Source organism: Streptomyces scopuliridis RB72, assembly GCF_000718095.1.
Lineage (GTDB): Bacteria > Actinomycetota > Actinomycetes > Streptomycetales > Streptomycetaceae > Streptomyces > Streptomyces scopuliridis.
The window spans coordinates 178,197-197,835 of sequence record NZ_JOEI01000002.1; the positions used below are offsets into that span (position 1 = coordinate 178,197).

At 72.0% G+C, this 19,639-nt stretch carries 21 protein-coding genes; 9 read left to right on the forward strand and 12 right to left on the reverse strand.

Features of this window, described 5'->3' with window-relative positions:
• Nucleotides 1–12: 12 nt before the first annotated feature.
• Nucleotides 13–1,230: an ROK family protein gene (locus IF11_RS0102065; protein WP_030349623.1), complete on the reverse strand. Its 1,218-nt coding sequence runs from the start codon at nucleotides 1,228–1,230 to the stop codon at nucleotides 13–15.
• Between the two features lie 129 nt (nucleotides 1,231–1,359).
• On the opposite strand from IF11_RS0102065, the gene IF11_RS0102070 reads away from it, so the two are divergent.
• The 3 genes from IF11_RS0102070 (at nucleotide 1,360) to IF11_RS0102080 (ending at nucleotide 3,520) form a co-directional block, all read left to right on the forward strand.
• Entirely contained in the window at nucleotides 1,360–2,715 is a 1,356-nt protein-coding gene (locus tag IF11_RS0102070; RefSeq protein ID WP_051745346.1) for an MFS transporter, read from the forward strand.
• Between the two features lie 67 nt (nucleotides 2,716–2,782).
• The gene (locus IF11_RS0102075; RefSeq protein WP_030349625.1) at nucleotides 2,783–3,130 is read left to right on the forward strand and encodes an SCO4225 family membrane protein; all 348 of its coding nucleotides are present in this window, start codon (nucleotides 2,783–2,785) and stop codon (nucleotides 3,128–3,130) included.
• Between the two features lie 75 nt (nucleotides 3,131–3,205).
• Nucleotides 3,206–3,520 (forward strand): DUF6332 family protein, encoded by a 315-nt coding sequence (locus tag IF11_RS0102080; RefSeq protein WP_240627868.1) that lies wholly within the window; start codon nucleotides 3,206–3,208, stop codon nucleotides 3,518–3,520.
• Here the strand turns inward: IF11_RS0102080 and IF11_RS0102085 are convergent.
• From IF11_RS0102085 to IF11_RS0102095, 3 genes are all read right to left on the reverse strand, one after another.
• Nucleotides 3,481–4,146 (reverse strand): response regulator transcription factor, encoded by a 666-nt coding sequence (locus tag IF11_RS0102085; protein ID WP_030349627.1) that lies wholly within the window; start codon nucleotides 4,144–4,146, stop codon nucleotides 3,481–3,483. The genes IF11_RS0102080 and IF11_RS0102085 overlap by 40 nt on opposite strands.
• Before the next feature lie 68 nt (nucleotides 4,147–4,214).
• A complete protein-coding gene (locus IF11_RS0102090) occupies nucleotides 4,215–5,543 on the reverse strand; it encodes a sensor histidine kinase (RefSeq protein WP_078490329.1) in 1,329 nt (442 codons plus the stop codon).
• 125 nt (nucleotides 5,544–5,668) lie between these two features.
• The gene (locus tag IF11_RS0102095) at nucleotides 5,669–6,373 is read right to left on the reverse strand and encodes a TetR/AcrR family transcriptional regulator (protein WP_030349629.1); all 705 of its coding nucleotides are present in this window, start codon (nucleotides 6,371–6,373) and stop codon (nucleotides 5,669–5,671) included.
• 165 nt (nucleotides 6,374–6,538) lie between these two features.
• On the opposite strand from IF11_RS0102095, the gene IF11_RS0102100 reads away from it, so the two are divergent.
• Nucleotides 6,539–6,988: a nitroreductase/quinone reductase family protein gene (locus tag IF11_RS0102100; RefSeq protein WP_030349630.1), complete on the forward strand. Its 450-nt coding sequence runs from the start codon at nucleotides 6,539–6,541 to the stop codon at nucleotides 6,986–6,988.
• Between the two features lie 49 nt (nucleotides 6,989–7,037).
• Here IF11_RS0102100 and IF11_RS0102105 read toward each other — a convergent pair whose 3' ends face one another.
• Entirely contained in the window at nucleotides 7,038–8,342 is a 1,305-nt protein-coding gene (locus IF11_RS0102105; RefSeq protein ID WP_326613231.1) for a geranylgeranyl reductase family protein, read from the reverse strand.
• A 149-nt stretch (nucleotides 8,343–8,491) separates the two neighbouring features.
• Here IF11_RS0102105 and IF11_RS0102110 point away from each other — a divergent pair, with 149 nt between their 5' ends.
• A complete protein-coding gene (locus IF11_RS0102110; protein WP_030349632.1) occupies nucleotides 8,492–9,856 on the forward strand; it encodes a dipeptidase in 1,365 nt (454 codons plus the stop codon).
• Nucleotides 9,857–9,904: 48 nt separating this feature from the next.
• Here the strand turns inward: IF11_RS0102110 and IF11_RS0102115 are convergent, their stop codons facing one another.
• On the reverse strand, nucleotides 9,905–10,951 hold the full coding sequence (locus IF11_RS0102115; RefSeq protein WP_030349633.1) for an NUDIX hydrolase: 1,047 nt from the start codon (nucleotides 10,949–10,951) through the stop codon (nucleotides 9,905–9,907).
• A 231-nt stretch (nucleotides 10,952–11,182) separates the two neighbouring features.
• Between IF11_RS0102115 and IF11_RS0102120 the strand changes: the two genes are divergently transcribed.
• Together IF11_RS0102120 and IF11_RS0102125 are read left to right on the forward strand one after the other, a co-directional pair.
• On the forward strand, nucleotides 11,183–11,371 hold the full coding sequence (locus tag IF11_RS0102120; protein WP_030349634.1) for a hypothetical protein: 189 nt from the start codon (nucleotides 11,183–11,185) through the stop codon (nucleotides 11,369–11,371).
• A gap of 23 nt (nucleotides 11,372–11,394) precedes the next feature.
• The gene (locus IF11_RS0102125) at nucleotides 11,395–11,808 is read left to right on the forward strand and encodes a hypothetical protein (RefSeq protein ID WP_030349635.1); all 414 of its coding nucleotides are present in this window, start codon (nucleotides 11,395–11,397) and stop codon (nucleotides 11,806–11,808) included.
• Nucleotides 11,809–11,832: 24 nt separating this feature from the next.
• On the opposite strand, the gene IF11_RS0102130 is transcribed toward IF11_RS0102125, so the two are convergent.
• Complete coding sequence (locus IF11_RS0102130) at nucleotides 11,833–12,795, reverse strand: ROK family protein (RefSeq protein WP_030349636.1); 963 nt, start codon at nucleotides 12,793–12,795, stop codon at nucleotides 11,833–11,835.
• Nucleotides 12,796–13,049: 254 nt separating this feature from the next.
• Here IF11_RS0102130 and IF11_RS0102135 point away from each other — a divergent pair, with 254 nt between their 5' ends.
• Nucleotides 13,050–14,042: a LacI family DNA-binding transcriptional regulator gene (locus IF11_RS0102135; RefSeq protein ID WP_407706585.1), complete on the forward strand. Its 993-nt coding sequence runs from the start codon at nucleotides 13,050–13,052 to the stop codon at nucleotides 14,040–14,042.
• A 73-nt stretch (nucleotides 14,043–14,115) separates the two neighbouring features.
• On the opposite strand, the gene IF11_RS0102140 is transcribed toward IF11_RS0102135, so the two are convergent.
• From IF11_RS0102140 to IF11_RS0102160, 5 genes are all read right to left on the reverse strand, one after another.
• Complete coding sequence (locus IF11_RS0102140) at nucleotides 14,116–15,414, reverse strand: DUF6986 family protein (RefSeq protein WP_030349638.1); 1,299 nt, start codon at nucleotides 15,412–15,414, stop codon at nucleotides 14,116–14,118.
• Nucleotides 15,415–15,555: 141 nt separating this feature from the next.
• The gene (locus tag IF11_RS0102145) at nucleotides 15,556–16,518 is read right to left on the reverse strand and encodes an electron transfer flavoprotein subunit alpha/FixB family protein (protein ID WP_030349639.1); all 963 of its coding nucleotides are present in this window, start codon (nucleotides 16,516–16,518) and stop codon (nucleotides 15,556–15,558) included.
• 55 nt (nucleotides 16,519–16,573) lie between these two features.
• Nucleotides 16,574–17,359, reverse strand: a complete 786-nt coding sequence (locus tag IF11_RS0102150; protein WP_030349640.1) for an electron transfer flavoprotein subunit beta/FixA family protein — start codon at nucleotides 17,357–17,359, stop codon at nucleotides 16,574–16,576.
• Between the two features lie 199 nt (nucleotides 17,360–17,558).
• Nucleotides 17,559–18,065 (reverse strand): flavin reductase family protein, encoded by a 507-nt coding sequence (locus IF11_RS0102155; RefSeq protein WP_030349641.1) that lies wholly within the window; start codon nucleotides 18,063–18,065, stop codon nucleotides 17,559–17,561.
• A 195-nt stretch (nucleotides 18,066–18,260) separates the two neighbouring features.
• The gene (locus tag IF11_RS0102160; protein ID WP_030349642.1) at nucleotides 18,261–18,587 is read right to left on the reverse strand and encodes a TlpA family protein disulfide reductase; all 327 of its coding nucleotides are present in this window, start codon (nucleotides 18,585–18,587) and stop codon (nucleotides 18,261–18,263) included.
• A 314-nt stretch (nucleotides 18,588–18,901) separates the two neighbouring features.
• On the opposite strand from IF11_RS0102160, the gene IF11_RS0102165 reads away from it, so the two are divergent.
• Nucleotides 18,902–19,630: a lysophospholipid acyltransferase family protein gene (locus tag IF11_RS0102165; protein WP_030349643.1), complete on the forward strand. Its 729-nt coding sequence runs from the start codon at nucleotides 18,902–18,904 to the stop codon at nucleotides 19,628–19,630.
• Nucleotides 19,631–19,639: the final 9 nt, after the last annotated feature.

Genomic DNA, 19,639 nt, shown 5'->3' on the forward strand with positions numbered 1-19,639 from the left:
CCTGTCGGCCGGTCACGGGGCCAGCGCGCCGAGCGGATCGTCCAGCACCGGCTGCCACGCCACCTCGGCCGCGCCCACCAGGCTGTTGTGGTCGAGGGTGCAGGGCAGGATGGGTACGCCGCCGCTGCGGCCCCACAGGCTGCGGTCGGCGACGACGGCGCGCAGCCGTTCCGGGTCGGCGTCGAGCAGTTCCCGGTGGAGTCCGCCGAGGATGATGCGGTCGGGGTTGAGGATATTGACCAGCCCCGCGAGCCCGAGGCCCAGCCGGTCGATCAGCTCCTCGGTGGCCCTCCGTACGGCCGGATCCGCGTGCTCCGTACGGAGCAGATCGCGGGCCTGCTGAAGCAGCGAGACCTCGGGGCCGGGGGCGCGGCCGGCCGCGGTGAGGAAGGCGAGCGGGTCGGCCTCGACATCGAGACAGCCCTTGCTGCCGCAGTAGCAGGGGCGGCCCTCGGGGTTGACCGTGAGATGGCCGACCTCCAGGGCGAGGCCCGCACTGCCGGTGTGCAGCCTGCCGTCGAGCACCAACGCGCCACCGACCCCCCGGTGTCCGGTCGCGACACAGAGCAGATGCTGGGCGCCGCGTCCCGCGCCGTGCCGGTGCTCGGCGAGCGCGGCGAGGTTGACGTCGTTGCCGGTGAACGCGGGGCCCTCGATGCCCGCAGCGCGTACGCGCTCGGCGAAGATCTCCCGTACCGGCGCCCCGGCGGGCCAGGCGAGATGCAGCGGGTTGAGCGCCGTGCCCTCCGGCTCGGCGACGGCCGACGGTACGGCGAGCCCCGCGCCGACGCAGCGCAGCCCGGTGGTCCGCAGCAGCCCGGCCCCGGCCTCGACGACCTCCCCGAGGACCTGCGCCGGATCGGCGGTGACCGTACTGCGCACGGGCGCGGTGGCGACGATCCGGCCGCCGAGCCCGACCAACGCGGCCCGGAAGCCGTCCGCGTGGACCTGTGCGGCGAGCGCGACGGGCCCCTTGTCGTCGATGGACAGCCGGTGCGAGGGCCTGCCCTGGGAACCGGCTCCGGCGCCGGGACGTGAGTCGACCCGGATCAGACCGAGGGCCTCCAGCTCCGCGGCGACCGCTCCTGCCGTGGCCCGCGTGACCCCGAGCTCCGCGGTCAGGACCGCGCGGGTGGGCGCGCGGCCGGTGTGCACCAGTTCCAGTGCCGGACCGAGTGCGCCGCGGCCTCTCTCCAGCCTCGTCCGGGCGGTCGTCCCCTTGCCGTTCATGGGGGCGAGTCTCCCATGATCCGCGCCCGATGCCGACGGGCCGTCGCGCGATGCCGAGGGGATGCCGAGGGGTGGCCGACGGGATGCCGACGGCTTGTGAGGACGGGACATGGCCCCTATGGTTACTTTGTGCCGCACCTAAACAAAGTAGCGAGGGCCCTCTTGGGAGGACGCGCCGGAGAACCCGGCTCCCGGTCCCCGCTGTCCCGCCTCCGCATCGCGCTGACCGTGTTCTTCGCCCTCGACGGTTTCATGTTCGCCGGCTGGGTGGTCCGTATCCCCGCCATCAAGCAGCAGACCGGGGCCTCGGCGAGCGATCTGGGACTCGCGCTGCTCGGTGTCTCCGCGGGCGCGGTCGTGACGATGGTGTTCACCGGGCGGCTCTGCCGGCGCTTCGGCAGTCATCCGGTGACGGTGGTGTGCGCCGTACTGCTCTCGCTGAGTATCGTGCTGCCGCCGCAGACCCACTCGGCCCTGACGCTCGGGCTGGTACTGCTGGTGTTCGGCGCCGCGTACGGCGGGCTGAACGTGGCGATGAACAGCGCGGCCGTCGATCTCGTGGCCGCCTTGCGCCGCCCGGTCATCTCCAGCTTCCACGCCGCGTTCAGCCTCGGCGGCATGATGGGGGCGGGTCTGGGCGGGCTGGTCGCGGGCGGCCTCTCCCCCACCGTCCATCTGTCCCTCCTGACCGGCGTCGGTCTGCTCGTCACCGCCGTCACCGGCCCCACGCTGCTACGGCACCCGGCGCCCGTCCCGGAGCGTACGGAGCGGGAGCTTGCGGAGGAGGGAACGACGGCCGCACCGCGGCGGCTCGACGGGCGCACCCGGCGCCTGGTCCTCCTCTTCGGTGTGATCGCCCTGTGCACGGCGTACGGCGAGGGCGCGATGGCCGACTGGAGCGCGCTCCATCTCACCCAGGACCTGGACGCCACCCCCGGTCTGGCGGCCGCCGGTTACTCACTCTTCGCCCTCGCCATGACGGCGGGACGGCTGTCCGGCACGGCCCTGCTGGAGCGCCTCGGCCAGACCCGCGCCCTGGTCGCGGGCGGTGTCACGGCCGCGCTCGGCATGCTGGTCGGCGCGCTCGCGCCCACCGCCTGGCTGGCCCTGGCCGGCTTCGCCGTGGCCGGTCTCGGCCTCGCCAATATCTTCCCCGTGGCCATCGGCCGCGCGGGGGCGCTGGCGGGGCCCGGCGGGGTCGCCGCCGCCTCCACCCTGGGATACGGCGGGATGCTGCTGGGGCCGCCCGCGATCGGCTTTCTCGCCGACTGGTTCACGCTCCCCCTCGCGCTGACCACGGTGGCCCTGCTGGCGGGCGCCGCCGCGCTGATCGGCTACTCGGCGCGGAACTCCTCGGCGGGCCCGGCGGACTCGGCGGGCCCGGCGGACTCCGCGCGGCCGGCCGACTCCGCGCGGCCCGCGGAGTCCACGCGGCCGGCTGAGTCCGCCCACCGGCCTGAGTTGGCGCGACCGGCGGATGAGTAGCCGTACTCAGGCACATCCGTTCGGGCTGAACCACCCTGGAGGGACAACCACTTCAGGGGAGAGAGCAATGAACTCAGGACGGCTGACCGGACTCGCGCGGCTGACCTTCGGCAACCGCGCGTCGCAGGTCTATCTCGGCCTGGTCGCCGCGGCGACGGTGTTCGTCGCGGTCGACACCCTCTTCGTACACCACCAGGACGCCTCGTTCGCCGGTGTGTGGCTGTTCTTCCTCGCGGCGCCGGCCATCTTCGCGTTCTTCGTCGGCGGCGGGCTGCTGGGCGACGCGGTCGCGGAGTCCGCCGGATTCCTCTATCCCGCGCTGGTGCTCTCGGTGCTGATCCAGGCGGCGGCCCTCGGGGCGTTCGTACGGCTGCTGCGTAACACGCGGGGTTCGGCCCACCCGCACCGCGCCTGACCCCGGCCGGCCAGGGAGTGGCGTCTTGCCCCGGCCCCCGGGCGAGGCCAGACTCGGGCCATGGGGAGACGGATCGTGGGGACCACGCGCAGTAACGCCGAACGGGACGCCAACACGGTCGAGATCGGCTACGCCGTGCTGACGGGCGCGTTCGCGGCGGCACTGGTGTACGGCGTCATCGCGGGACCGGCGTGGTACTTCGACCTGCCGGACGCGCTGCGGCGCATCGCCGCCGTCGCCGCGTGTCTCGCCTTCGTGGCGCGGGTGGTCCAGGTCCTGTGGCACTTCCCGCGGCCCGGACGGGGCCCGACCGGTCAACTCCCGGGACAGCAGCCGGAGAATCCGGCCGATCAGCCGAGCCAGCCCGGCCGTACCAGCCCCGACTCATAGGCGAGGACGACCAGTTGGGCCCGGTCGCGGGCGCCCAGCTTCACCATCGTCCTGCTGACATGCGTCTTGGCGGTGAGCGGGCTGACGACCAGCCGGCGGGCGATCTCCTCGTTGGAGAGCCCGATCCCGACCAGGGCCATCACCTCCCGCTCCCGCTCGGTGAGCGCCGCCAGTTCCGCGATGCCCGTCGGCGCCTTGGAACGCGACGCGAACTCCGCGATGAGCCGGCGCGTGACGCCGGGGGACAGCAGCGCGTCCCCCTCCACCACCGCCCGCACCGCGCGCAGCAGTTCCTCCGGTTCGGTGTCCTTGACGAGAAACCCGGAGGCGCCGGAGCGGATCGCCTCGAAGACGTACTCGTCGAGTTCGAAGGTGGTGAGCATGACCACCTTCACCTGGTCGAGCCGGCCGTCCTCGGTGATCCGGCGGGTCGCGGCGAGCCCGTCGAGAAGCGGCATCCGGATGTCCATCAGCACCACATCGGGGCTCAGTTCACGCACTCTGCGCAGCGCCTCCTCGCCGTCCGCCGCCTCGCCCGCGACCTCGATGTCCGGCTGGGCGGCGAGCAGCGCGCGGAAGCCGGCGCGTACGAGCGACTGGTCGTCGGCGAGCAGTACACGGATCACGGTGTCTCCTTGAGCGTTCAGGCCCTGCTCAGGCCCTGGGTGTCCGGGCCGTTTCCGGACCCGGGTGTTCAGTTCTCGGGGTGCAGCGGGAGGGTGGCCCGTACGCGGAAACCGCCGTCCGGACGCGGGCCGGCCTCGATCGTGCCACCGAGCGCGGCGGCCCGCTCCCGCATGCCGACGAGACCATTGCCGCCGCCCCCCGCGTCCCCGCCGGTGGCCGGACCCGCGTCGTCGATGCGCAGCTCCAGCGACTCCGGCGCGTAGCCGAGGCCGATCTCCGCCGTACGGGACCCGGAGTGGCGGACCACATTGGTCAGCGCCTCCTGGATGATCCTGAAGGCGGCCAGATCCGTGCCCGGAGGCAGCGCCATCCGCTCCCCGTCCCGCCGGATGTCAACGGTCAGTCCGGCGCTCGCGGCCTGTTCGACCAGCTCGGGCAGCCGGTCGAGGCCCGGGGCGGGGGCGCGTGGGGCGTCACCGGGCGTTCTGAGGGTGTCGAGGACCTGCCGTACCTCGCCGAGGGCTTCCTTGCTCGCCGCCTTGATGGTGGTGAGGGCGGTGCGGGCCTGCTCGGGGTCGGAGTCGAGCAGGGCGAGCCCCACACCCGCCTGGACGTTGATGACCGAGATGGAGTGGGCGAGTACGTCGTGCAGCTCACGGGCGATCCGCAGCCGCTCCTCGTTCTCCCGCCGCTTCTTGGCCGCCGCGCGTTCGGCGCCCTCCCTGGCCCACTGCTCACGCCTTAGCCGGGCCAGTTCGGCCGCCGCGCAGAGGGCCACCACGAAGGCCGCGATGACCAGTTCCTGTCCCCAGGGCGCGGGCCGGTCGTGCGCCGGGGGCAGCCAGCGGTAGAGCCAGTGCGCGATCAGCAGATGGCCGACCCAGAGCGTGCCGACCGCCCACCAGGCCGCCTGCCGGTGGCCCGCGACGATCGCGGCGAAGCAGGCGGCCGCGACGGGGATGAAGACGGGTCCGTACGGATAGCCGGCGGCGAAGTAGCCGAGCACGGTCGCCGAGACGCCGAAGACGACGATGACGGGGTGCTTCCTGCGGAACAGCAGCAGCGCGGAACCGGCGAGCAGCAGCAGCCACGCGTAGACGTCCAGGGGCTGGCGATCGGGCTGGTTGGCCGCGGCGAAGGCGGTCCCCACCAGGACGAAAACGGTCAGGCACAGGGTGGACGGCCAGGGCAGCCGGCCGCGGCGACGGGCCCCGGGCAGCCGGAACGGCGGGCCGTCCTGTCCCCACGGTGGACCGCCGTATGACCAGCGGTCGCCGCCGCGCGCCCAGGGAGGCCCACCGGGCCGGCAATGGGGGCCACCGCCCCAGCCGCCGCCCCAGCCACGGGCCCGGCGCCCTTCCCGCCACCGGCCCCGGCGGCTGCGCTGCTCTTCCATACCGGTCACGCTAGACGGGCGGGCGGGTTCCGGGCGTCGGCCGGGCGAGGTGATCACACGTACTCCCTGGGGAGTACGGGACGCCTCGGCGAACCGACCCGTCAGGGCGTCGGGGCGTACGGGCGTCAGGGCGTACGGTGGCGGTCCATCAGCCCGACCTCGTGCGCGAGGCGCCGCGCGGCGTGGGTGAACAGTTCGTCGCGCGCCTCGACCAGATTGTTGAACTGGCCGAAGACCTCGAAGGAGACCAGCCCGAAGAGCTGGGCCCAGGCCGCGATGAGCGCGGCCATCACCTCCGGCGGAAGGCCGGGCGCGAGTTGGGCCGCGAGCCGCTGGGCCTCCGGGCGCAGCTCTTCGGCGAGCGGCGGAAGCGCGATGCCGTCGGCGCGATGGGCGTCGGCGGCGATGGAGATCAGCGCCAGCCCGACCCGGGACGCGGGCTCGATCGTCAGCTGGGGCGCCTGATAGCCGGGCACGGGAGACCCGTAGATCAGCGCGTACTCATGGGGGTGGGTCAGGGCCCAGGCACGTACCGCCACACAGACGGCGGTCCAGCGCGCGGGGGGATCGGCGGGGTCGGCGGTGGCGAGCGCCCGTTCGGCGGCCGAGCCGACCGCGTCATAGGCGTCGATGATCAGCGCGGTCAGCAGCTCGTCGCGGCTGGGGAAGTAGCGGTAGAGGGCGGACGAGACCATGCCCAGTTCGCGGGCGACGGCGCGCAGTGAGAGCTTCGCCGCCCCCTCGGCCGCGAGCTGTCCGCGCGCCTCGTCCTTGATGGCCGCCGTGACTTCGGTGCGGGCCCGTTCCCTGGCTCCCCGGATGGTCGTCATTCGGGGCAGTGTACTACTTTCGGAGCACCGCCCAGAAGAGAGAGCACTGCTCTTGCTTTGGAGCACCCACTCGATGCACACTGCTCTCAAGCGAGAGCAGTGCTCTCGCGACGCTGTTCCCCGCCCTCGTCTCACGCTCAGGAGATTCCCGTGTCGCAGCCGAACGTGTCGAAGCCGCACTACCTCAAGGCCAGCCCGTTCACCGTCCGGATGAACAGCGTCATCGGCCGGCTCGCCCGGCACGGCGTGAGCCTCCTCGGCTCCGCCGAGCTGTCCGTACCCGGCCGGAAGAGCGGCCGGATGCAGCGCATCCCCGTCAACCCGCACACGTACCAGGGCAGTCAGTACCTGGTCTCCGCCCGCGGCCACTCGCAGTGGGTACGCAATATGCGCGTCGCGGGCGCCGGTGAGCTGCGTGTCGGCCGCAAGATCCGGGCGTTCACCGCGACGGAGATCCCCGACAGCGAGAAGCTCCCGATCCTGCGCGCCTATCTGGAGCGCTGGGGCTGGGAGGTCAACCAGTACTTCCAGGGGGTCACCGCGAAGTCCTCCGACGAGGAGATCATCGCGGCGGCCCCCGACCACCCGGTCTTTCTGATCAGGACGGATTCCTGATCAGCAACGGACTCCGGACCAGGGCGGATGCCCGCTCAGGGCCCGTCGCTCACTCCCGGGCGCCCGCCTCCGGCGCGGCCGTCACTCCCGCCGCACCCGGCTCCGGGGTCCCGCTGTCCGGCGTCCCGGTCTCGCCCGGCTGCCTGCGGTCCAGCAGATCCAGCGCGCGGCGGGCCAGCGGATGGGTCCGTACGACACCGGCCAGCGTGGTGGAGCCGCGGGTGATGTCCGCGAACATGTTCCACGCGGGGCGCAGCCCCGTGATCGCCGCATGCAGCAGTCCCGGCCTGCGCTCGAAGATGGCCAGCATCCGCCGGCCGACACCCATCTCCACGCCGAGCCCGGCCTTGATGGCGAACGCGTAATTCAGCGCCTGCCGCCGGGCGTCCACGGCGTCGTGCGACTCCGAGATCCGTACCGCCCACTCCCCCGCGAGCCGCCCGGAGCGCAGGGCGAAGGAAATTCCTTCCCTGGTCCACGGTTCGAGCAGCCCCGCCGCGTCGCCGCACACCAGCACCCGGCCGCGCGACAGCGGTGAGTCCTCGCTGCGGCACCGGGTCAGATGCCCGGACGAGACGGACGGTTCGAACCCGGCGAGCCCGAGCCGTGCGATGAAGTCCTCCAGATAGCGCTTGGTGGCGGCGCCCTCGCCGCGGGCCGAGATCACCCCGACGGTGAGTGTGTCGCCCTTCGGGAACACCCACCCGTAACTCCCGGGCAGCGGGCCCCAGTCGATGAGCACCCGACCCGCCCAGTCCTCGGCGACCGTCGGCGGTACCGGAATCTCGGCCTCAAGCCCCAGGTCCACCTGGTCCAGCTTCACGCCGACATGGGCGCCTATCCGGCTGGCACTGCCGTCCGCGCCGACCACGGCCCGCGCCAACACCGTCTCGCCGTCAGCGAGGACGACGGCGACCGTACGGCGGTCGGGCACGGCCGGGCCGTGCTGCTCGACGCGCGAGACGGTCACGCCGGTACGGAGCACCGCGCCGGCCTTCTGCGCGTGTTCCACCAGACTGGCGTCGAACTCCGGGCGGTTGATGAGCCCGAAGAGCATGCGCTTGGAGCGGCGGGTACGGGCGAGCTTGCCGTTCAGGGAGAAGGTCACCGCGTGCACCCGGTCCTGGAACGGCAACTCGAAGCCCGGGGGCAGTGAGTCGCGCGAGGGCCCGATGATCCCGCCCCCGCAGGTTTTGTAGCGGGGCAACTCGGCTTTCTCCACCAGCAGCACCTGACGGCCCGCGACCGCCGCCGCGTATGCCGCGGAGGCTCCCGCCGGCCCTGCGCCGACCACGACGACATCCCACACCGGCTCGTCGTGCTCGCTTCCGGCGTCTGCGTTCTCGCTGCTCACGATGTGCTTCTGCTCCTGATCCGACCGGTGGCCCCTGCTGTCGAACGGCATCCTACGGCGCTGGCTCGGTGAACCCGCTGTGGGAGGATCGGCAGTGACTTCGACGTACATCCGACTCAGACAACGTCGTACCCACCAGGAGCGTGCCCATGACCGCGAATCCGATCGCCGAGACCGTAGCGTCGCTGATGCCCCGTGCCCGTACGGAGCTCGCGGAGCTGGTGTCCTTCCGGTCGGTCGCGGATCCCGCGGTGTTCCCCAGGAGCGAGTGCGAGGCCGCCGCCGGCTGGGTCGCCGACGCGTTGCGCGCCGAGGGGTTCCAGGATGTCGCGCTGCTCGACACCCCGGACGGCACGCAGTCCGTCTACGGCCTGCTGACGGGTCCCGCGGGCGCGCCCACGGTGCTGCTGTACGCCCACTACGACGTGCAGCCGCCGCTGGACGAGGACGCCTGGGTGACGCCGCCCTTCGAGCTGACCGAGCGCGACGGCCGCTGGTACGGACGCGGGGCGGCCGACTGCAAGGGCGGCTTCCTGATGCATCTGCTCGCCCTGCGCGCCCTCAAGGCGAACGGCGGGGTGCCGGTGAACGTCAAGGTGATCGTGGAGGGTTCGGAGGAGCAGGGCACCGGCGGTCTCGAACGGTACGCGGAAGCCCACCCGGAGTTGCTGGCCGCGGACGCCGTCGTCGTCGGCGACACCGGCAACTTCAAGCTGGGCCTGCCGACGGTCACGGCCACGCTGCGCGGCATGACGATGGTCCGGGTCTCGGTCGACACGCTCGAAGGCAACCTGCACTCCGGCCAGTTCGGCGGAGCGGCGCCCGACGCGCTCGCCGCCCTCATCAAGGTGCTCGACTCGCTGCGCGCCGAGGACGGCTCCACCACCGTGGACGGGCTGGCCTCGGACGCCGTCTGGGACGGACTGCCCTACGGCGAGGCCGACTTCCGCAAGGACGCCAAGGTGCTCGACGGTGTCGGGCTGATCGGCGAGGGTACGGTCGCCGACCGGATCTGGGCCCGCCCGGCCGTCACCGTACTGGGCATCGACTGCCCGCCCGTGGTGGGCGCCACCCCGTCGATCCAGGCGAGCGCGCGGGCGACGGTCAGTCTGCGGGTGCCGCCGGGCCAGGACGCCGCCGAGGCGACCGAACTGCTCATCTCGCACATCGAGAAGCACACGCCGTGGGGTGCGCGGGTCGCGGTGGAACAGGTCGGCCAGGGCCAGCCGTTCCGCGCGGACACCTCCAGCCCCGCGTACACCGCGATGGCCGACGCGATGCGTGTGGCGTATCCCGGCCAGGAGATGCAGGCAGCGGGAATGGGCGGCTCCATTCCGCTGTGCAACACCCTGGCCGAGCTGTATCCGCGGGCGGAGATCCTGCTGATCGGGCTGAGCGAGCCGGAGGCGCGGATCCACGCGGTGAACGAGAGCGTTTCTCCTGAGGAGCTGGAGCGTCTGTCGGTCTCCGAGGCCCTGTTCCTGGTCAACTACGCGCGGTCCAAGCAAGCTTGAGAAGGCTTGCAGGGGCCCGCGGCGGACCTGAGGCTCGTGGGAGCGCCGTCAGCCCACGGGGATCCCGTCCTCCAGGTTGAGTACGGTCCCGCGCTCCCTGGCCCGCAGGGCCCAGCGCAGCCGTGCGTAACGGCCGGGCGGCAGCAGCCGCCCGGCCTCCTCCTCGCCGACGAAGCGCCAGCCCCGCAGTTCGGGCCCCGGCAGCAGCAGTTGTCCGGCGAGGCGGGCGGGGAGCAGACCGCCGTCGAAGAGCAGCCGCAGTCCGCCGTACCCCGGCGGCCTCGGTGGTTCCCAGTCGACGACCAGCAGTCCGGGCACATCGGTGAGTTCGATGCCTATCTCCTCGGCGACCTCACGTATCCCGGCGCGGGCGGGCGCCTCACCGGCCTCCACCACCCCGCCGGGAAACTCCCAGCCGGGCTTGTAGGTGGGATCGACGAGGAGGACCCGGTCCTGCTCGTCGAAGAGCAGGACGCCCGCAGCGACGGTCTCGGCGGTCGGCTCGGGCGTCTGCACGATCTCGCAGACGCCCGCCGTGCCGGTGCGTACCGCCTCGGCGAGACAGACGGCGGTCTCGCGCGCCGTGAGACCGGTGTTGTCGATCACGAGGGCGTCGCCGGTGAGCCAGCCGAGCGCCGCGCGGTACGGCTCGATGTACGCGTCGCCGCCGCGCCGGCCGTGCTCGCCCACCCCATGCCCGGCCGGGTCGTCCGCACGGGCCTCACGTGCCGCGATCCGTCCACGCAGGATCGTTTCATCTGTTGTCAGCAGCACGTGCCGTACGGGGATACGACGCGAGGCGAGCCCGCCGAAGATCTCGTCCCGGTACTCCTGGCGCAGCAGCGTCATCGGCACGACGAGCGCACCGCCCACCTCGGCCAGCAGGGCCGCCGCCGTGTCGACCACCAGACGCCGCCAGATCGGCAGGTCCTGGAAGTCGGTCACCTCGGCGAGCCGCTTCTGCGGCAGAAGCTCCGCCAGCGTCCCGCCGATCAGGTCGGGTTCGTACAAGGTGCAGTTCGGGATCAGGTCGACCAGTTCGCGTGCGGTGCTGGACTTGCCCGCTCCGAACGCACCGTTGATCCAGACGATCACGGTTCCCCCTCTTCCGTAGCCCTCAGTGGACTGCCCGCAACAACCTGCCCCGGAAACCCCCGGGCAGACCGGGGAGCCCGCACCGGCCGACGGGTCGTGTCCGAGCTGTGTCCGGATCGAGGTCGTCCCGAGGCCCCGCTGGCGTCTCCTGTACGGACCGATGTCCCCGCCGGGCCGTAACACAACCCCGGGGAACCTCGTTGAAAGCTCCACAGGGCAAGGGGGTAACCAATGCGCCGGACGGTGCTGGAGAAATTTCCCGCGGGAGGACCGCGCGGCAGCTGGCCCGCGGAGGAGTTCGCGCGGGCGCGGCGGGACGAGGGCACACCGGCCGAGGTCGTGATGGATCTCGACTCGGACGTGTTCCTCGTCGTCGTACCGCAACAGGCGACCGACTCGGGCTCCTGCGGCGCCAAGTGACGCGTAAGCCCCGGAGAGCGGACATGACCGGACCAACGACCGCGCCCGCCCCGCCTCCGAACTCCCCGCCCCCGCGCGCCCGGCGGTCCGCGCTGACACTCGCGCTCGCGGGCCTCGCCGTGTCGCTGAGCGCCACCCCGGCGGCGGCCGACAGCAGTGCCTGCACCCATCACTTCTCGGGACCGCAGATCTGTATCAGGCTGGAGGGGCAGGGCGGCCGGAACGCGGTCACCGGGATCTGGACCAACCCGCCGAGGCACGTCACCTCCCGCGCGGTGTCCCTGTACCGGAACGGACAGCTCATCGATACGGCGACGGCCACCCGCTCCGGCAAGGCGCTGACCCACAGCTGGCCGGCCGAGGACGCGGGCACCGACACCGAGTTGTGTGTGAAGTTCCGGGGCAGTCAGCGCATGGCCTGCCAGACGACTCGCTGAGTCCTCGGCGCGAGGGGCCGGCGCTCAGCCGCTGACCGCGGCTGCCGTTCCGTCCCGTCCGCCGAGCGCCGCCGCGGCAGCCGCCGCGCCGACGAGGCCCGCGTCCCGCCCGGTCAGCGCCGGGGCGATCTTGATGCCCTGGACGAAGGAGAGCGAGGCGTAGTCCTGGAGCGAGCGGCGCAGCGGTGCGAAGAGCACCTCGCCCGCGTTCGCCACTCCGCCTCCGATGACCGCGATACGGATCTCGACCAGTGTGGCGGTCGCGGCGATCCCGGCGGCCAGCGCCTGGGCGGCCCGCTCGAAGGAGGCGATCGCGACCGGATCGCCGGCCCGCGCCGCGGCGGCCACCGCGGCGGCGGAGGTGTCACCGTCGGGTCCCGGCCGCCAGCCGCCCTCCAGCGCCCTGCGGGCGATATTGGGGCCGCTGGCGATACGTTCCACACAGCCGCGGGCGCCGCACGGGCAGAGATCGCCGTCCAGGTCCACACTGATGTGGCCGATGTGACCGGCGTTGCCGGTGGGACCGGGGTGGAGCTTCCCGTTCAGGACAAGGCCACCACCGACCCCCGTGGAGACCACCATGCACAGCGCGTTGTCATAGCCGCGGGCGGCGCCCTGCCAGTGTTCCGCGGCGGTGATGGCGACGCCGTCGCCGACGAGCGTCACCGGCAGCCCGCCGGTAGCCGCCCGTACCCGCTCCACCAGTGGAAAGCCGCGCCAGCCCGCGACGTTGACCGGGCTGACCGTGCCGGCCGAGGCGTCCACGGGGCCCGCGCTGCCGATACCGATCGCCGTGGCCGACGCCCAGAGCGGGGACGCGGACACCTCGGCGAGGACCGCCTCGACGGCGCGCATGACCGTCTCGCCGTCCTCCCGCGCGGGTGTGGGCCGTTGTGCCCGTACGAGGATGCTGCCGTTGCCGTCCACCAGCGCGCCGGCGATCTTGGTGCCGCCGATGTCGAGGGAGGCAACGGGGTCGGTATGCATCGGTGTGGGATCTCCCGGCGATGAGGTGTCCCCGCGTATACCGGGGACGGACGGAACAGCGGCTTCGATGAACAGTCTCCATTCCCCTGACAACGTTGTCCAGGGCCTATGCTCGACGCCACGGCCGTGGCAGGCAAACCCACGGCAAAGGACCGGCGAATGAACGCCGAAACACTGACGCAACGACGACAGGACAGCGCACTGTGGCCGACAACACCCGCCGCCCCGAGCCCCGTTACGGCAACAGGCCCACGATGAAGGATGTGGCCGCACGTGCCGGAGTAGGACTCAAGACGGTCTCCCGGGTGGTCAACGGGGAGCCGGGTGTCACACCTGACACCGAGCGCCGGGTCCAGGAGTCCATCGACGCGCTGGGCTTCCGCCGCAACGACTCGGCGCGGGTGCTGCGCAAGGGCCGTACCGCCAGCATCGGCCTGGTCCTGGAGGACCTCGCCGACCCCTTCTACGGGCCGCTGAACCGCGCCGTGGAGGAGGTCGCCCGTGCCCATGGCGCGCTGCTGATCAACGGATCGAGCGCCGAGGACCCGGACCGCGAGCAGGAATTGGTGCTCGCCCTCTGCGCGCGCCGGGTCGACGGGCTGATCGTGATCCCCGCCGGGCACGACCACCGCTATCTGGAGCCGGAGATCAAGGCCGGGGTGGCGACGGTCTTCGTGGACCGGCCGGCCGGCCGGATCGACGCGGACGCCGTGCTCTCCGACAGCTTCGGCGGCGCCCGCTCCGGGGTCGCCCATCTGATCGCGCACGGTCATCGCAGGATCGGCTTCATCGGCGACCAGCCCCGGATCCACACGGCGAGCGAACGGCTGCGCGGCTATCGGACGGCGATGGCGGACGCGGGGCTCGCGATACACGACGACTGGGTCTCGCTCGGCACGACCGCGCCGAAGCGGGTACAGGACGCCGTCGTCGCCATGCTCGCGGGGCCCGAGCCCGTCACCGCGATCTTCACGGGCAACAACCGCGTGACGGTGACGGTGGTACGGGTACTGGCCGCGCACGACCGGCCGGTCGCCCTCGTCGGTTTCGACGACATCGAACTCGCCGATCTGCTGGACCCGGGCGTCACGGTCATCGCGCAGGACGCGGCGACCCTGGGCCGTACGGCGGCGGAGCGGCTCTTTCACCGGCTCGACGGGGCGGCCGACGCGCCGTCACAGGTGGTGCTGCCGACGCGGCTGATCGCCCGCGGCTCGGGAGAGATCCCGCCACCGGCGGAGGGGTAGCCCGCAGGTCGGCAAACCGGCCCGCGGGTCGGCGGTCCGGCCCGCGGGCTCGGGAGCGGCGACGACCGCCCGGCTACAGGGCGGTCACCGTCAGGTCCGCGCGGCGCGGGATCGCGAAGCTCTCCAGATCGGCGCGGGCCAGACCGGTGAGACCGGTGACCTCGTCGGCGTCGAGAGCGCCGCAGTCGAGCCCGCGCAGCAGATAGCCGCTGAGCGCCTTGGCGGTGGCGGGTTCGTCCATCACATCGCCGCCCGCCTTGGCGACATAGGCGGCCAGCCGGGCGGCGGCCGGCTCCAGACCCTCGCGGTAGAAGGCGTATACGGCGGCGTAGCGGGTCGGCAAATGGCCCGGGTGCATGTCCCAGCCCTGGTAGTAGGCGCGGGCGAGCGCGCGCCGGGTGAGGCCGTAGTGCAGCTTCCACGCCTCGTGCACCTGCGCGGTGGGCCCGACCGGCAGCACGTTCGTGGAGCCGTCGCAGACCCGTACGCCCGTGCCGGCGGCGGCGACCTGCATGACGGCCTTGGCGTGGTCGGCGGCCGGGTGGTCGCTCGACTGGTACGCGGCGCTGACCCCGACGCAGGCGCTGTAGTCGAAGGTGCCGTAGTGCAGCCCGGTGGCCCGGCCGTCGGCCGCGTCGATCATCCGGGCCACGGTGGCGGTGCCGTCCGCGGCGAGGATCGACTGACTGGTCTCGATCTGGATCTCGAAGCCGATCCGGCCCGGCTCCAGGCCGCGCGCCTTCTCGAACTCCCCGGCCAGCCGCGCCATCGCGGCGACCTGCTCGGCGTAGGTGACCTTGGGGAGCGTCAGAACCAGCCCCTCGGGCAGGCCGCCCGCCTCCATCAGTCCGCTCAGGAAGATGTCCAGGGTCCTGATCGCCCGGTCGCGCACGGCGGCTTCCAGGCACTTCATCCGGATGCCCATGTACGGGGCGGCGGTGCCGTTCCCGTACGCCTCGTGGACGAGCCGGGCGGCGCGGGCGGCGTCCTCGTCCTCCTCGTGGCCGGAGCGGGGGCCGTAGCCGTCCTCGAAGTCGATGCGCAGGTCTTCGACGGGCTCGCGGCTCAGCTTGTCCCGTACGCGCTCGTACACCGGTCCGGCCAATTCGTCGGAGAGACCGAGCACCCGCGCCAACGAGGCAGCGTCCGGGGCGTGTTCGTCGAGGGCGGCGAGCGCCTGGCCGCCCCAGGAGCGGATGGTATCCGCGGCGAAGGCATCGCCGGGTACGTAGACGGTGTGGACGGGCTGGCGGGTGCCCGGGTCGCCGGGGTAGCGGCGGGCCAGTTCCGCGTCGACCGACGCGAGGGAGGCACCGACGGCCGCGCCGACCGCGTCCGGGAGACTCGTGGCCACCTTCTCCTGCTGCCCCATTCCCACACCCTCCAATTTTCCGCTCTGTGGAATCAACAATCCGTTGAATGAAGTTAATCGGCAGGCTCGCGCCACGTCAACGACGCGGGGCCACGCGGTGAGGATCACCACGCGGCCCCGGGTCCGTACAGCGTCGGCGGATCAGCCCTTGCGGACCTTGATCTCGTCGGTGAGCTGCGGGACGACTTCGAAGAGGTCGCCGACGACGCCGTAGTCGACGAGGTCGAAGATCGGCGCCTCGGCGTCCTTGTTGATCGCCACGATGGTCTTGGAGGTCTGCATGCCGGCGCGGTGCTGGATGGCGCCCGAGATGCCCGAGGCGATGTACAGCTGCGGGGAGACGGACTTGCCGGTCTGGCCGACCTGGCTGGAGTGCGGGTACCAGCCGGCGTCGACGGCGGCGCGGGAGGCGCCGACGGCCGCGCCGAGGGAGTCGGCGAGCGCCTCGATGACCGCGAAGTTCTCGGCGCCGTTGACGCCGCGGCCGCCGGAGACCACGATCGCGGCCTCGGTCAGCTCCGGGCGCCCCGTCGACTCACGCGGGGTACGCGAGACGATCTTCGTACCCGTGGCCTTCTCGGAGAAGGAGACCGTCAGCGCCTCGACGGCACCCGCGGCCGGAGCGGCCTCGACCGGGGCCGAGTTGGGCTTGACGGTGATGACGGGGGCGCCCTTGGAGACACGGGTCCTGGTGCTGAACGCGGCGGCGAACACCGACTGCGTCGCGACCGGTCCCTGGTCACCGGCTTCCAGGTCGACGGCGTCGGTGATGATCCCGGAGCCGATACGGACCGCGAGGCGCGCGGCGATCTCCTTCGCCTCGGCGGAGGACGGGAGCAGGACGGCAGCGGGCGAGATCGCCTCGTAGGCGGCCTGGAGGGCGTCGACCTTCGGGACGACAAGGTAGTCGCCGAACTCTGCGGCGTCGGCGGTGAGCACCTTCACCGCGCCGTGCTCCGCGAGCGCGGGGGCGGTGTTCTCGGCGCCGGGGCCGAGCGCGACGGCGACGGGCTCGCCGAGCCGGCGGGCCAGCGTCAGCAGTTCCAGGGTGGGCTTGCGGACGGCACCGTCCACGTGGTCGACATAGACGAGAACTTCAGCCATGGGACTTCTTCTCTCCTGCTTGCGAAAGATGAGGGGGACGGTCGGCGAGTGGGGCTCAGATGAACTTCTGGCCCGCGAGGAACTCTGCAAGCTGCTTGCCGCCCTCGCCCTCGTCCTTGACGATCGTGCCCGCCGTACGGGCCGGACGCTCCGCCGCCGAGTCGACCGCGGTCCAGGCGCCTTCGAGACCGACCTCGTCCGCGTCGATCTCCAGGTCCTCCAGGTCCCAGGACTGCACCGGCTTCTTCTTCGCGGCCATGATGCCCTTGAAGGACGGGTAACGCGCCTCGCCCGACTGGTCCGTCACCGACACGACGGCGGGCAGGGACGCCTCCAGCTGCTCGGACGCGGTGTCGCCGTCCCGGCGGCCCTTGACGAGTCCGTCCGCCACCGCGACCTCGGAGAGCAGCGTGACCTGCGGGACGCCCAGCCGCTCGGCCAGGATCGCGGGCAGCACACCCATCGTGCCGTCGGTGGAGGCCATACCGCAGATGACCAGGTCGTAACCGGTCTTCTCGATCGCCTTGGCCAGCACCAGCGACGTCCCCATGACGTCCGTGCCGTGCAGGTCGTCGTCCTCGACGTGGACGGCCTTGTCGGCGCCCATGGAGAGCGCCTTGCGCAGCGCGTCCTTGGCGTCCTCGGGGCCGACGGTCAGCACGGTGATCTCGGCGTCGTCCGCCCCGTCGGCGATCTGCAGCGCCTGCTCGACCGCGTACTCGTCGAGCTCCGACAGCAGACCGTCCACGTCGTCCCGGTCGACGGTCAGGTCCTCGGCGAAGTGCCGGTCGCCGGTGGCGTCGGGCACGTACTTCACACAGACAACGATCCTCAAGCTCACGCCGGCTCTCCTACTGCATCGTCATTTCTGGGCTGCCTTGTTGCACGCAGCATAGGCGCCTTATCGGGCGGTTTCCGGTCGGGGAGACCGGCGCACCGGAGTAAATATTACTCGCCAGTACACCCAGAGTATTCCCACTGAGCAAGCGCTTGGAACTGTGAGCTTGCCAACGCGGCGGGAGAGCCGGAGCGGGGAACTCTCAGTCGCGCAGCGCGTTGAACCGTCCCTGGTGGTAGAGGAGCGGCCGGCCGCCGCCCGCGGGGTCGCCGACCACGGCCTGGGCGATCACCAGCCGGTGGTCCCCGGCGGGGACCCGGGCGATCACGCGGCAGACCAGCCAGGCCAGTACGCCGTCGAGCACCGGCACCCCCTCGGGCCCGGTCCGCCAGGACGTGGGCGGCGCGAACCGGTCGGCGCCGCTGCGGGCGAATGTGGCCGCCAGATCCCTTTGGTGCTCGCCGAGTATGTGCACACCGACATGAGCGGTCTCGGCGAGTACCGGCCAGCTGGAGGAGGAGGTGCCGACACCGAAGGAGATCAACGGGGGCTCGGCGGCTGCCGAGTTGAGGGAGGTGGCGGTGAATCCGACCGGGCCCTCCCCCTGGGCCGTGATGACCGCGACACCAGCCGCGTGCTGCCGGAACACGGAGCGGAGCAGGTCGGGAGAGGCCAGTTGAGGAGTGGAGAGATCGGGCGTGGCCGTCATGGAGTTGTCCTTCTTCGGGAGTGACGAACGGGGCCGTGGCTGCTCAGACAGCCGGACAGCGCGCGCTCGCGTTGCGGGCCAGGTCCACATGGGCCCGCCCGTAGAGAAGGAGTTCTTGGGGCACCTCGTCAGCGTGACGATAGGTGGCGGGCGCAGTCAAGTACGTATCCCCCGCCCCCGCGTCACACCCCGGCGTCACACCGCCTCGCCCAGCGCGGCGATCACATCCGCCTTCCGGGGCCGGCCGGCCGCCCTCCGTACGATGCGGCCCCCGGCGTCCAGGACCAGCACCGTGGGGGTCCTGAGGATGCCCAGCTCGCGCACCAGCTCCAGCCGTTCCTCGGCGTCGAGCTCCACGTGGGAGACGCCGTCGACCATCCCCGCCACGTCGGCGAGGGTGCGCCGGGTGGCCCGGCAGGGCTGGCAGAACGCGCTGGAGAACTGGACGAGCGTGGCCCGCTCCCCCAGTTCCGCGCCCAGCTCGGCCGCGCCGAGCCGCTTCCCGCCGTCGTTCCCCCGCACCTTCGGCCTCCCGTCGCCCCGCCCACCATGAGCCCCGTCGTCGTCATCGCCAGCGTTCACACAACCACGAAATATTCCGCGGCCCGCGCGCCCGGGACGGCTGCCGCCCGGGGTACGAGATGTACCTGTTGGTCCGGCGCACTACGGCTGTGCTGCGGCGATATGACGCCGACGTGACGAGAATCTCGCCGGACGCACAGACCAGGACTGGCCACGGGGCCGCGTATGGGGCACCATCGGCGCAATGCCGAAAACCTACGGCTGCGTAACTTCCGCCGGGAGAACCCTCCCCGGAACAGAAGGGTCCTCACCTGATGGCAGAGCTCGTCTATCGGCCGGTCATCGGCGCCGCCCGCACGATGTTCAAGGCGCTGGACCTGAAGATCGACACTCAGGGTTCCGAGCACATCCCGCGCACCGGTGGCGCCGTGCTCGTCAGTAACCACATCAGCTATCTGGACTTCATCTTCACGGGGCTCGCGGCGCTCCCGCAGAAGCGTCTGGTGCGTTTCATGGCGAAGGAGTCGGTCTTCCGGCACAAGGTCTCCGGCCCGCTCATGCGCGGCATGAAGCACATCCCGGTGGACCGCAAGCAGGGCGAGCAGGCGTACTCCCACGCGCTGGACTCGCTGCGCTCCGGCGAGATCGTCGGGGTTTTCCCCGAGGCGACCATCTCGCCGTCCTTCACGCTCAAGAGCTTCAAGTCGGGTGCGGCCCGGCTGGCGCAGGAGGCCGGCGTTCCGCTGATCCCGATGGCGCTGTGGGGCACCCAGCGGGTGTGGACCAAGGGCCGGCCGCGCAACTTCAAGCGCAGCCACATCCCGGTGACGATCCGCGTCGGCGAGCAGATCGAGGCGGCGGCGGACCAGTACGCGGGAGCGATCACGCGGCGGCTGCGCGACCGGGTGCAGGAGCTGCTGGAGGCCGCGCAGCGCGCCTATCCGGTACGCCCCAGGGACGCGGCCGACACCTGGTGGGTACCCGCACACCTCGGCGGAACGGCACCCACCCCGGCGGAGGCCCGTACGGCGGAGACCGGCTGAGCCGAGAGC